Consider the following 12,719-nt stretch of genomic DNA (forward strand, 5'->3'; position numbering starts at 1 on the left):
AGCCGCGCATCATACCAGCAGCTTCGACGTATGGCTGCTTTGGTTTTGGTGTGGGCCGATGTTTTGTAACGTGCAGGTGACAGGCATACTGTGTGCCAGTTTTTCGGGGGACATATGACGCGCACATTTAAATTCGTTTTAGCTTGTTTCAGCCTGTTTATGAGTGTGGGTTTAAGCGCTGCGCCAGCGACCCGGCTGGACAGCATTGAAATCCTGCGGGTGACGTCTGTTACGGGCGCTGACGAGGAGGTAGGCAGCAATACGCGTACTGTGCGCGAGCACCACGGTTCAGACGTGCGCGTCTATGTACTGGAGCGCGGCTATGGCAACCCTCAGCCCAATGTGACGTTCAACGGCCAAAGGTTGAGAGGCGAAAGCGCCCCGGTATGCAACCAGGCCGAAGGTTTGGTGGTGTGCAATGGTGCAGGAAGCACCGTTGGTTACCTTCACACCTTCACGTTCAGTAACACCGATGGCGGCAGGTTTGAGTTCAGTAACGTTTCGTTGGTGCCGCCGCATGACCGGCTCAGCGCCAGCCTCGATATACGGTAGTCGCTGCCGCAGGCTGCGAAGCACCGTTTTTTTCCAACACGGCGCGATCTCTTAAAGTCCCCTCAATCCGTAATCCCCATTCGCAGCCCGCGCATAAGGGGATTACGGATTTTTGTCTTCGACCATGCGGTCGCGATTAGCCAGCCCGGGGAACAGTTTTATCCACAGCCCGGTCACCACCAATGTGCCGATGCCGCCCAGCACCACGGCCGGCACGGTGCCCAACCAGTGGGCGGTGGCCCCTGACTCAAACTCACCGAGCTGATTCGAGGCGCCGATAAACAGGCCATTGACTGCGCTCACGCGGCCACGCATTTCATCCGGGGTTTCGAGCTGCACAAACGAGGCGCGGATCACCATGCTGATCATGTCCGCTGCACCCAGCACTACCAGCACCGCCATTGAAAACCAGAATGAGGTCGACAACCCGAACGCGATGGTTGCGACCCCAAATACACCGACAGCCGTGAACATGATGCGCCCGACCTTGCGCTCCACGGGGAACCGCGCAAGCCACAACGACATTAACAGCGCACCCACGGCAGGGGCTGAGCGCAACATGCCCAGGCCCCAAGGCCCAGTGAGCAGAATGTCTTTGGCAAATACCGGCAACAGCGCCGTTGCCCCGCCCAGTAGCACGGCAAACAAGTCCAGAGAGATGGCGCCGAGCACATCAGGGCGACTGCGGATGAAACGAATCCCACCCAGTAGTGAGTCCAGCGTGGCTTTGCCTTTATTAAGCGCGGCCTGACGGGCTGGCAGGTTGCTCATCAGCAATGCGGCAATCAGGTACAGCGCCACCGAAGGGCCATATACCCACACACTGCCAAAGGCGTACAGCAACCCGCCAAACGCCGGGGCAATAATGGTTGCCGATTGTTGTGCTGCCTGCGCGGCAGCGACCGCCCGTGGAAACAGGCTCACCGGTACGATGGAAGGCAAGAGTGCTTGTGTGCTCGGCATCTCGAATGAACGTGCACTGCCCAGCAAAAACGCCAGGATGAAGATCATTTCCCGCGTGACATGGCCCGTAGCGCTGCTGATGGCCAGCGTCAGCGCAATCATGCCTTGCAGGGTTTGGCATAACGCCGCCACCTTGCGCCGGTCATAGCGATCCGCCACATGCCCGGTGTGCAGCATAAACATGACGCGCGGTGCGAACTCGATCAGCCCGACCCAGCCAAGGTCCATCACATTGCCGGTGAGTTGATAGAGGTTCCAGCCGATGGCCACAGTCAGCATCTGAAACGCACTGGCGGTGAAAATACGCGCAAACCAAAAGGCGATGAACGGTCGGTGATGGCGAAGCAACAAGGGCGGGGAGGTCATCTAAAAGCCGTGAGTGCTGGCAAGGGAGATCGCGAGATTATCATTAATCTGTAACAAAGAATGACGCGGAGAAGGTGTCTGAAAGCTGACAGACGGTACGGCGCAAAGGGCGGGTTATCGATTACCTATCGTTCCTGCAAAGGTCTATTCCGGGGCCTGGGACAACCTGTCACGCGACAACAAACCACATTAGCCGCCTGCCCGGAATGGACTACTCTTTCAGCAATGCTTGATCCAGATCAAAACGTCTCGTGTTTTATCTGGAATGGCCAGCCGGCCAGATCCCCTTTGCGCTGTGGTTAAAAGAGCGAACGCTGATTCGCTGTGGCCAGAGCCTGCGGGACAGTTGGATACAGGCGCCGTGCCCGTGTCCTGAACGACCTGATACCTGATAGAGGAAGGCTTATGTTCGGTTTGGAGGCTTTAGATCTCGCCCGAATTCAGTTCGCGTTTACCGTTTCGTTTCACATCATTTTCCCCGCCATCACCATCGGTCTCGCCAGTTATCTCATGGTGCTCGAAGGGATGTGGCTGAAAACCCGTGACGACACGTACCGCGATCTGTATCACTTTTGGTCGAAAATTTTCGCTGTCAATTTTGGTATGGGCGTGGTTTCCGGTCTGGTCATGGCTTATCAGTTCGGTACCAACTGGTCACAATTTTCCGACTTCGCAGGGGCGGTGACCGGGCCTCTGCTGACGTATGAAGTGCTCACGGCCTTCTTCCTTGAAGCCGGTTTTCTGGGCGTCATGCTCTTTGGCTGGAACCGCGTGGGCCGAGGGATGCACTTCTTCTCGACCGCGATGGTAGCCTTGGGCACATTGGTCTCCACGTTCTGGATTCTGGCGTCCAACAGCTGGATGCAGACCCCGCAAGGTTTTGAAATCATCGATGGCCGTGTGATCCCGGTGGATTGGCTGGCGGTGATCTTCAACCCTTCGTTCCCGTACCGTTTGGCGCACATGGCGACCGCTGCGTTTGTTGCGACCGCGTTCTTTGTCGGTGCATCCGGTGCCTGGCACTTGCTGCGAGGTCGTAACACGCCCGCCATTCGTCGTATGTTTTCCATGGCGATGTGGATGGCCCTGGTGGTTGCGCCGGTTCAGGCGTTTATCGGTGATGCTCACGGTCTGAATACTCTTGAGTATCAGCCGGTGAAAATCGCGGCTATTGAAGGCCACTGGGAAAACAAGCCCGGCGAGCCTACGCCGCTGATCCTGTTTGGCATCCCGAACATGAAAACCGAAACCACCGATTACAAGGTTGAAATTCCTTACCTCGGCAGCTTGATCCTGACCCACAGCCTGGACAAACAAATCCCGGCGATGAAGGACTACCCGGCCGCCGACCGTCCCAACTCGACCATCGTGTTCTTTACCTTCCGCATCATGGTTGCGCTGGGCATGATCATGATCTTCATCGGACTGTGGAGTGTGTGGCTGCGCAAGCGTGGCACGTTGTACGAGAACCGTTGGTTCTTGCGCCTAGTGTTGTGGATGGGGCCGTCGGGGCTGATCGCGATTCTGGCGGGCTGGTTCACCACTGAGGTGGGTCGCCAACCGTGGGTGGTGTACGGCTTGATGCGCACCGCAGATGCCTCGTCTAACCACAGCGTGACGCAGATGAGCATCACCTTGATCATGTTTGTGGTGGTGTACTTCTCACTGTTTGGTGTGGGGCTGGGTTACATGATGCGCCTGGTGCGCAAAGGCCCGATCACCCATGAAGGTGATGCACACCCCTCCGGTGGTCCAGGCCAGCAACGCACGCCTGCCCGTCCTTTGTCTGCTGCCCATGAGGGTACAGAAGAAGGCCACAGCGACAGCCTGAATAAGGGGAATTGAGTCATGGGTATTGATCTGCCACTTATCTGGGCAATCATCATCATCTTCGGGATCATGATGTACGTGGTGATGGATGGTTTCGATCTCGGGATCGGCATCCTCTTTCCGTTCATCAAGGGCGAGCAAGATCGCGACGTGATGATGAATACCGTTGCCCCCGTTTGGGACGGTAACGAAACCTGGCTGGTATTGGGGGGCGCGGCGTTGTTTGGCGCCTTCCCACTGGCCTATTCGGTAGTGTTGTCAGCGTTGTATCTGCCATTGATGTTGATGCTGATTGGCTTGATTTTCCGCGGCGTGGCTTTTGAGTTTCGCTTCAAGGCCCGTGCCGAGAAGCGTCATATCTGGGACAAGGCGTTCATCGGCGGCTCGGTGGCGGCGACCTTTTTCCAAGGGGTGGCGCTGGGTGCCTTCATTGACGGCATCCCGGTGGTCAACCGCCAGTATGCCGGCGGTGGACTGGACTGGCTGTCGCCCTTCACTGTGTTTTGCGGGATTGCGCTGATCGTGGCGTACGCTTTGCTGGGCTGCACGTGGCTGATCATGAAAACCGAGGGCCACCTGCAAGCGCGCATGCACAAACTGGGTCGCCCGCTGGCACTGGCTGTGCTGGTATTGATGGGCGTTGTCAGCCTGTGGACACCGTTGGCGCATTCAGACATCGCCGCGCGCTGGTTTACCTTGCCTAACCTGTTCTGGTTCTTGCCGGTGCCGATTCTGGTGTTGGTGACGATGTATGGCCTGCTTAAAGCGATTGCCCGCAATGCCCATTACACGCCGTTTCTGTTGACCCTGGTGTTGATCTTCTTGGGTTACAGCGGTTTGGGCATCAGCTTGTGGCCGAACATCATCCCGCCCTCGATTTCAATCTGGGACGCGGCCGCGCCGCCGCAAAGCCAGGGTTTCATGCTGGTGGGGACCTTGTTCATCATCCCGTTCATTCTGGGTTACACCTTCTGGAGCTACTACGTGTTCCGCGGCAAGGTGACCCACGAAGACGGCTACCACTAGACGTGCCTGCTGCGGCCTGAGGGCCGCAGCCATTTCCTTCAGAGGAGTGCCTGAACATGGCTGGAAAAGATTATCTAAACGACGTGCAAGAGTGCGAGAAAAAGCCGCTGTGGCAACGCATTGGCTGGTTGCTGGTGATCTGGACCGCCAGCGTGGCGAGCCTGGCGGTGTTTGCCATGCTGGTCCGTTTGTTCATGTCGGCGGCGGGTATGAAAACCCACTGATCAGGCAGCCACCGACTTCCCATCCCGTTGCCTTGCAGCACGGATTTATAACCCGCTTCGGCGGTTTTTTTTTACCTCGGCTGCCGGCAACGCCGTAGTCGCTGCGCGGGGCAAAGGCTGCGATGGGTCACAACCTTACTTCGCAGCCTTCGTGCGTGGGTTGCCACTAAAGGCATCAGCGTTTATTTGCGCGCTTTCAGAATCACGAACTTGGGCGTGGCGGCCACTTGTTCTACGCCGCGAAACAGCTTGGCCAGCTTGCTGTGGTAGCCCAAGTGGCGGTTGCCGACGATATACAGCGCGCCTCCAACCACCAACGCCTCGCGGGCTTGGTGGAACATGCGCCACGCCAGAAAGTCGCCCACCACTTGCTGCTGATGAAACGGCGGGTTGCACAGCACCACGTCCAGAGACTGGGGTTCCTGGCCTGCCAAACCGTCATCAGCCCGCACGATCACGTCGCGATCGCCCAATGCCGCCTGCCAGTTTTCACGGGCCGATTGCACTGCCATAAACGACTCATCGACCAGTGTGTAATGAGCATCCGGGTTGTTCAGTGCGCTGGCGATGGCCAATACGCCATTGCCACAGCCCAAATCGGCCACCCGCGCTGCACCCAGGTTTTTTGGCAGATGCGGGAGGAAGGCGCGAGTGCCGATGTCCAGGCCTTCCCGGCAGAACACGTTGGCATGGTTGAGCAGTTCAATGGCTGGCTCATCCAGGTGATAACGCGTCGGATAAGGCGATATGAAAAGGGGCTTGGCTTGCACCTGCGCGCTCAGCAAGCGCGCTTTTTTTACCGCCAGAGATGCCTGAACCGGACCGATGTAACGCTCCAGAAGATCCCCCGCAGCACGTGGCAAGTGTTTGACCATGGCACCAGCGATCACCGGGGTGCCGGGCACCAATTGACCTTGTAAACGAATCAGTTGCTCTTCAAGCAGTGCGAGTGTCTTGGGGACTTTAATCAACACGCAGTCGAAAGGCCCCACCAGAGGTTCGCTGGCGGGCGTGACCTTGACCGCATCAAATGCGAGGTGATTACGCGTCAGATTTTTTTCCAGGGCTTGAATGGCGAGGCATGAGTCGCTGCTGCTGGTAACGTCCATCGTGCTAACCAGGCTGATAGCCAGTGCACCAAAACTGTCATTGAGCACCAGAACGCGGCTGCCAGAAGGCAGCCCCTGTTCGGCAAGGTGGTTAAGCAAATATTCATCCGCCGCATCAAAAGCCTGTAAAGGCTCATTCTGTTGTTCTGGCTGGCGGATCAACTGGAGTTGGGCGAAAGGGGTTTCGAGCACAGGCATTTGGACAAACTCTGAGGAATCGCAGCGGCGTGTGTGCCGTGGGGCAGGTAGCAACGCTGGAGTCCGTGGGTTTTACAGGTGTGCGCGATTTTACTTTTTTTCGCAGGAGATTACCTGATGCGTTTATCAGGTGAATGCTGGGGAGCGGCAATACGGCCCGTTTATAACAGGCCGGACTTGGTCGCGATGACGACGGCGGAGGTCTTATTGTTCGCCCCCATTTTTCGGATGGCACTGCTGATATGGAAATTCACCGTACGGGTGGTCAGGCTAAGAATCATGCCAATGTCGAAAGCCGTTTTTCCTTCAGCGGTCCATTTCAGTACTTCTGACTCTCGCGCTGAAAGTCGGTGGGGTTGGGCCTGTTCCACGTGGCGTGGCAAGTACCGGGTTGTCATGCAGGTGTGTAATTGGTTGCACAACCACAACACACCGGCTGCCTTGTCTTCAAACTCATCTTCAGTGAGTGGGGTGCAAGACCTGGCCAGGCTCAAAATACTGACCACCCCCTTTGTGTCATGTACCGACTGCGACCACCCGTAATTCAAACCGTGCGCTTGATTGCCTGCCCAAATTTCGGGTGTGTCACGAAACAGCTCTTCATCCCAAATTTCGGGTGTGTCACGAAACAGCTCTTCATCCCAAATAATGGGTGAGATAGAGAGTTGGCAGTGAATAACAATAGGGTTTTTCTGCACGTAATGGTTTTTCTCATACAATTCCATAAATCCATTCGGATAGTTTGTAATTATTTTGCTATGCGTTGAGATGTTCCCAAAACGCGGGATTAACCTGAACAAAAAGAAGTTAAAGCCATAGGCTTCTATCTTTTTGAGTGTGTACTCTGCGAGCTGAGTCTCGGATTTTTGAGTAATGCATTGATTTTCATAGAAGATACTGTGAGTTTTCATGAGGAGATCCCTTGCCCCTAATAATGTGATCCAATTTGCATGACGATCTTCATAGTAGTTTAGTTTTGTAGGACATTTCAAAATCATTCAATGTATTTTGAACTTGGTCATGTACAAAAAAATTGGTGTAATTGCACTAGTATCGATATTCGATAACGGCCAAGGACATGATGGGTGTCATGAAAATAAGGTCAAGGGGGTGCATTTTTTTGACGCCAATGTTACGTGCTTGTAGGCCGGGGGTAATAGGTGCAATACCACTTGAAGAGTGGGGTTATATAGGCTCTATCAATAGACTATTGAGCTATTGGAAGGCGCTATTGACTGCGCCGCGCTGTGAACACAATGCCATCACAAACCGTCGGTGTTCCTCACCGCTGCTTTGCGCGACACTAGGCGCACTAGCCAATGGAGTGCACCATGACTGCCAGTGCAGAAAAATTCACCCGTCAAACCCTCCTTGAAGTCACACCGTTGACCCCCAGCCTCTTCACCCTGCGCACTACGCGTGATCAGGGGTTCCGGTTTACGGCCGGTCAATTTGCCCGACTGGGCGTGACCAAGGCCGATGGCAGCACGGTCTGGCGCGCCTACTCAATGGTGTCTTCACCCTATGATGAGTTTCTAAAGTTTTTCTCGATTGTGGTGCCCGGAGGAGAATTTACCAGTGAACTCAGTCGTTTGCAGGTAGGTGATAGCGTGCTGGTTGAGCGTCAGGCCTTCGGTTATTTGACGCTTGACCGATTTGTGGATGGTCGTGATCTGTGGTTGCTATCGACGGGCACGGGTGTCGCGCCGTTTCTGTCGATTCTGCAAGACTTTGAGGTGTGGGAAAAATTTGAGCGCATTATTCTGGTGTACAGCGCCAGGGAACAAAAAGAGTTGGCGTATCAGGATTTGATCCATCAGTTAACGACGCGTGAGTATCTCGCCCAGCATGCGCACAAGTTTACCTATGTGCCGATTGTTACTCGGGAGGTAATACCGGGTGAACTGCATGGCCGAATAACCACGCTTATTGAGAGTGGTGAACTTGAGGCGAGGGTGGGCGCTCAGTTAACTGCAGAACATTCGCGGGTCATGTTGTGTGGTAACCCTCAGATGATTGACGATACGCGTAAGTTGCTGAAAGAACGGAATATGCAACTAAGTTTGACGCGTCGACCCGGGCAAGTCGCAGTTGAGAACTACTGGTAGTTGTTTGTTTATAAAAATAATGAATAAAAAACGGCGCCTGCAGGCGCCGTTTTTTTCATTGATCATTCAGGTCGATTGTTCTGAACTTTAAGCAGATCACGAATCTCGCCCAGCAACTCTTCTTCCTTTGAAGGAAGGGCGGGGGCACTCGGAGCAACGGCTTCTTCGCGTTTTAGACGGTTGATCGCCTTGACACCCATAAAGATAGCAAAGGCGACGATGATGAAATCAATCACGCTCTGGATGAATTTACCGTAAGCCAGCACCACGGCCGGCGCATCGCCTACGGCAGCTTTAAGGGTAATGGCCAGGTCACTGAAATCCACGCCGCCGATCAGCAATCCCAGGGGGGGCATGATGACATCGCCGACGAAGGACGACACGATCTTGCCAAACGCCGCGCCGATGATGATACCCACGGCCATATCGACCACGTTTCCTTTGACCGCGAAGGCCTTGAACTCACTTATCACGCCCATAGGTTATTCCTTGTTACAGATGAGATTGGTAAACGCAGTGTAAATCAGCATTGGGGATATTGCCCGACCGGTTGACTGCCTGTATGCGCAAGTCATCGACCTGCTCAAGCGTCATAAGTTTTCACCCGCTTGCCAAGGGGGCGCCAAATACTCGATTAAATCGTCCTATGCCAGCTTTTTTTCTTAATGGCTGACTTGAGACCTTTCTATTTAGAATTCGCGGCGCGGACCTCTAGCCTTCGCTCAGTGCACGTTGATGCGCACCCAATAATTAGAGGATCTACACATGGCCACCCCCCTTGGCTTCGGAATGCTTTCACAGCGTCGCCTGCTGTGTATTTTGAGCGCAAGCTTGCTGTCGGCGTCTGTTCACGCCGCCACATTGACGCGCGACAACGGCGCGGCTGTTGGTGATAACCAAAACTCTCAAACGGCTGGAGCCAACGGTCCAGTGCTGCTGCAAGACGTGCAATTGTTGCAAAAATTGCAACGTTTTGACCGCGAGCGTATTCCTGAGCGCGTTGTACATGCTCGCGGTACGGGCGCTCACGGCACGTTCACCGTGACCCATGGTTTGAGCGATCTGACCAAAGCCAAGGTATTTGCAGCGGGTGAAGTCACGCCGGTATTTGTGCGTTTCTCGGCCGTGGTACATGGCAACCATTCGCCTGAAACCCTGCGTGACCCGCGTGGTTTTGCTACCAAGTTCTATACCGCAGAGGGTAACTGGGACCTGGTAGGTAACAACTTCCCCACTTTCTTTATTCGTGACGCGATCAAGTTCCCGGACATGGTTCACGCCTTCAAGCCCGATCCGCGCACCAATCTGGACGATGACTCACGCCGCTTCGACTTTTTCTCCCACGTTCCAGAAGCGACCCGCACGCTGACCGAGCTGTACTCCAACGCGGGGACGCCCGCCAGCTACCGTGAAATGGACGGCAACGGTGTGCACGCCTACAAATTGGTTAACGCGAAGGGCGACGTGCGCTACGTCAAGTTTCACTGGAAAAGCCTGCAAGGCCTGAAGAACCTTGATCCGAAACAAGTGACTGAGGTTCAAGGCAAAGACTACAGCCACATGAGCAACGATCTGGTCACTCACATCAAAAACGGCGACTTCCCCAAGTGGGACTTGTACGTGCAGGTGCTCAAGCCTGAAGACCTGAAGACTTTCGATTTTGACCCGTTGGACGCGACCAAAATCTGGCCGAATGTGCCTGAGCGTAAAGTCGGCCAGATGGTGCTTAACCGCAACCCGGCGAATGTATTCCAGGAGACCGAGCAGGTCGCGATGGCTCCGGCCAACCTGGTACCGGGTATCGAACCGTCGGAAGACCGTTTGCTGCAAGGGCGTGTCTTCTCGTACGCCGACACCCAGATGTACCGTTTGGGCGCTAACGCAATGCAGCTGCCGATCAACGCGCCACGGGTTTCGGTGAACAATGGCAATCAGGACGGCGCGATGAACCTGGGTCACACCAGCAGTGGTGTGAACTATCAGCCTAGCCGTCTGGAGCCGCGCGCAGAACCACAGTCCGCGCGTTACAGCGAAATGACGCTGTCGGGTACGACCCAGCAAGCGAAGATCACGCGTGAGCAAAACTTCAAACAGGCCGGTGATTTGTACCGCTCATTCAACAAGAAAGAGCGTAACGATCTGATTGAAAGCTTCGGCGGGTCGCTGGCCACAACAGATGATGAAAGCAAGCACATCATCTTGTCGTTCCTCTACAAAGCTGATCCTGAGTACGGCACAGGTGTGACAAAAGTGGCCAAAGGTGACTTGGCACGGGTCAAGGCTCTGGCAGCCAAACTGGTGGATTAACCGCTAGACCTCACCCCACCCTTCTCTCCCTGTGAGAGGGTGGGGTGAGGGGCTTTTGATTCAAACGCGTCATTGCAGGTTACTCACTATGCGAATTTTTATTTCCCTGGCCTTGCTGCTTGTCAGCGGCATTTGCGCCGCCGCAGAACCCGATGTGCGCGTTCAGCTTCAGGACTATTACTTTGATGCCGCACGCCGCGGTGATGTGGCGATGCTCGACACCTTCATCGAGTCCGGTTATTCGCTCGACACGCAAGACAGCAAAGGCTACAGCGCGTTGATTCTGGCTGCGTATCACGGCCAGTCCGAAGCCGTGGAGCACTTGCTCGCCGCGGGCGCCAATGCGTGTGTACAAGACAAACGCGGTAACACAGCCCTGATGGGCGCGATTTTCAAAGGCGAACTCAAGATCGCTCGCAGGCTTTTGGCCACCGACTGCAATCCTGACCAGCGCAACGGCGCAGGCCAGACCGCCGCGATGTACGCGGGCCTGTTCAAACGGGTTGAACTGCTCAACGACTTATCGGGTAAAGGGGCCGATCTGAACGCCGAAGACCCCTTGGGCAACAGTGCCGCTCGGCTGGCCAACGGTGAAATCCGCATGCCGGTGTCGCACTGATCCGGGCCGGGTGGGCTATCATCGCGGTTTTTCCGTGGAGTTCAGATGGCTAAGCCCAAGCGCATTTTCGGCTGCACCGAGTGTGGTGCAACCTTTCCCAAGTGGTCAGGGCAGTGCGCCGAGTGCGGTGTGTGGAACACCTTGGTCGAAACCATCGTTGAAAGTGGCGCAGCGGCTCCGCCCAGCGGTCGCAGCGGCTGGACGGGTCAACAAGCTCAGCTCAAAACCCTGGCCGAAGTCAGCATCGAAGAAATCCCGCGTTTCTCTACGGCTTCCGGTGAGTTGGACCGGGTACTTGGCGGCGGTCTGGTAGATGGCTCCGTGGTGTTGATCGGTGGCGACCCCGGCATCGGCAAGTCCACCATCCTGCTGCAAACCTTGTGTCACATGGCGACGCGCATGCCCGCGCTGTATGTGACCGGCGAAGAGTCCCAGCAGCAAGTGGCCATGCGCGCACGTCGGCTGGGCTTGCCGCAGGATCAACTGAAGGTGATGACCGAGACCTGCATCGAAAACATCATCGCCACTGCCAAGCTCGAAAAACCCAAGGTGATGGTGATCGACTCGATCCAGACCATCTTCACTGAGCAGTTGCAGTCGGCGCCAGGCGGAGTGTCGCAGGTGCGCGAGAGTGCTGCGTTGTTGGTGCGCTATGCAAAATCCAGCGGCACGGCGATCTTCCTCGTTGGCCACGTGACCAAAGAGGGCGCGCTGGCAGGCCCGCGTGTGCTGGAACACATGGTCGACACCGTGTTGTATTTCGAGGGTGAGTCCGACGGGCGTCTGCGGTTACTGCGTGCAGTAAAAAACCGTTTCGGTGCGGTCAACGAACTGGGTGTATTCGGCATGACCGACAAGGGCTTGAAAGAAGTCTCCAACCCTTCGGCGATTTTCCTGACGCGAGCACAAGAAGAAGTCCCCGGTAGCGTGGTCATGGCGACATGGGAGGGCACGCGGCCGATGCTGGTCGAAGTGCAAGCGCTGGTGGATGACAGCCATATGTCCAACCCGCGCCGTGTAACGCTGGGGCTGGATCAAAACCGACTGGCGATGCTGCTCGCGGTGTTGCACCGTCATGGCGGCATTCCAACCCACGATCAGGACGTATTTCTCAACGTGGTGGGTGGGGTCAAAGTGCTGGAGACCGCATCCGACCTCGCATTGATGGCGGCCGTGATGTCCAGCCTGCGTAATCGTCCGCTGCCCCACGATCTGCTGGTGTTTGGCGAAGTCGGTTTATCAGGTGAAGTACGACCAGTGCCCAGTGGTCAGGAACGGCTGAAAGAGGCCGCCAAACATGGTTTCAAACGCGCCATCGTGCCCAAGGGCAATGCCCCGAAAGAGTCGCCACCGGGATTGCAGATTATCGGCGTGACCCGTCTGGAGCAGGCGCTGGATGCTTTATTCGAGGAATAAG

At 55.7% G+C, this 12,719-nt stretch carries 12 protein-coding genes; 8 read left to right on the forward strand and 4 right to left on the reverse strand.

Going from position 1 to position 12,719, the window contains the following annotated elements; translation table 11 throughout:
* Nucleotides 1-114 precede the first annotated feature (114 nt).
* Nucleotides 115-552 (forward strand): DUF4879 domain-containing protein, encoded by a 438-nt coding sequence (locus tag AP059_RS14295; RefSeq protein WP_059763926.1) that lies wholly within the window; start codon nucleotides 115-117, stop codon nucleotides 550-552.
* A gap of 102 nt (nucleotides 553-654) precedes the next feature.
* Here the strand turns inward: AP059_RS14295 and AP059_RS14300 are convergent, their stop codons facing one another.
* Nucleotides 655-1,881 carry an MFS transporter gene (locus AP059_RS14300; RefSeq protein WP_059763928.1) on the reverse strand — a complete coding sequence of 409 codons (1,227 nt, stop codon included), beginning with the start codon at nucleotides 1,879-1,881 and terminating at the stop codon, nucleotides 655-657.
* Between the two features lie 405 nt (nucleotides 1,882-2,286).
* On the opposite strand from AP059_RS14300, the gene AP059_RS14305 reads away from it, so the two are divergent.
* From AP059_RS14305 to AP059_RS14315, 3 genes are read left to right on the forward strand one after another with little or no spacing between them, the layout of a single operon-like run.
* The gene (locus AP059_RS14305) at nucleotides 2,287-3,726 is read left to right on the forward strand and encodes a cytochrome ubiquinol oxidase subunit I (protein ID WP_059763931.1); all 1,440 of its coding nucleotides are present in this window, start codon (nucleotides 2,287-2,289) and stop codon (nucleotides 3,724-3,726) included.
* A 3-nt stretch (nucleotides 3,727-3,729) separates the two neighbouring features.
* The gene (cydB, locus tag AP059_RS14310; protein WP_048362427.1) at nucleotides 3,730-4,737 is read left to right on the forward strand and encodes a cytochrome d ubiquinol oxidase subunit II; all 1,008 of its coding nucleotides are present in this window, start codon (nucleotides 3,730-3,732) and stop codon (nucleotides 4,735-4,737) included.
* Between the two features lie 56 nt (nucleotides 4,738-4,793).
* Nucleotides 4,794-4,961, forward strand: a complete 168-nt coding sequence (locus AP059_RS14315) for a DUF2474 domain-containing protein (protein WP_048362428.1) — start codon at nucleotides 4,794-4,796, stop codon at nucleotides 4,959-4,961.
* Between the two features lie 182 nt (nucleotides 4,962-5,143).
* On the opposite strand, the gene AP059_RS14320 is transcribed toward AP059_RS14315, so the two are convergent.
* Together AP059_RS14320 and AP059_RS22070 are read right to left on the reverse strand one after the other, a co-directional pair.
* Nucleotides 5,144-6,268: a methyltransferase gene (locus AP059_RS14320; RefSeq protein WP_059763933.1), complete on the reverse strand. Its 1,125-nt coding sequence runs from the start codon at nucleotides 6,266-6,268 to the stop codon at nucleotides 5,144-5,146.
* A gap of 161 nt (nucleotides 6,269-6,429) precedes the next feature.
* Entirely contained in the window at nucleotides 6,430-7,179 is a 750-nt protein-coding gene (locus AP059_RS22070) for a LuxR family transcriptional regulator (RefSeq protein WP_082706811.1), read from the reverse strand.
* 420 nt (nucleotides 7,180-7,599) lie between these two features.
* On the opposite strand from AP059_RS22070, the gene AP059_RS14330 reads away from it, so the two are divergent.
* Nucleotides 7,600-8,376 carry a ferredoxin--NADP reductase gene (locus tag AP059_RS14330; protein WP_059763936.1) on the forward strand — a complete coding sequence of 259 codons (777 nt, stop codon included), beginning with the start codon at nucleotides 7,600-7,602 and terminating at the stop codon, nucleotides 8,374-8,376.
* A gap of 62 nt (nucleotides 8,377-8,438) precedes the next feature.
* Here AP059_RS14330 and mscL read toward each other — a convergent pair whose 3' ends face one another.
* Nucleotides 8,439-8,855, reverse strand: a complete 417-nt coding sequence (gene mscL / locus AP059_RS14335; protein WP_059763938.1) for a large-conductance mechanosensitive channel protein MscL — start codon at nucleotides 8,853-8,855, stop codon at nucleotides 8,439-8,441.
* 310 nt (nucleotides 8,856-9,165) lie between these two features.
* Between mscL and katB the strand changes: the two genes are divergently transcribed.
* The 3 genes from katB to radA all read left to right on the forward strand — a co-directional run bounded on the left by katB (nucleotide 9,166) and on the right by radA (nucleotide 12,718).
* Entirely contained in the window at nucleotides 9,166-10,683 is a 1,518-nt protein-coding gene (gene katB / locus AP059_RS14340; protein ID WP_371260634.1) for a catalase KatB, read from the forward strand.
* An 88-nt stretch (nucleotides 10,684-10,771) separates the two neighbouring features.
* Complete coding sequence (locus AP059_RS14345) at nucleotides 10,772-11,302, forward strand: ankyrin repeat domain-containing protein (protein WP_059763943.1); 531 nt, start codon at nucleotides 10,772-10,774, stop codon at nucleotides 11,300-11,302.
* 45 nt (nucleotides 11,303-11,347) lie between these two features.
* Nucleotides 11,348-12,718, forward strand: a complete 1,371-nt coding sequence (gene radA / locus AP059_RS14350) for a DNA repair protein RadA (protein WP_048362434.1) — start codon at nucleotides 11,348-11,350, stop codon at nucleotides 12,716-12,718.
* The last annotated feature ends 1 nt before the right edge of the window (nucleotide 12,719 follow it).

It is taken from the genome of Pseudomonas sp. TAA207, from assembly GCF_001529285.1.
In the GTDB taxonomy this organism is placed as follows: domain Bacteria; phylum Pseudomonadota; class Gammaproteobacteria; order Pseudomonadales; family Pseudomonadaceae; genus Aquipseudomonas; species Aquipseudomonas weihenstephanensis.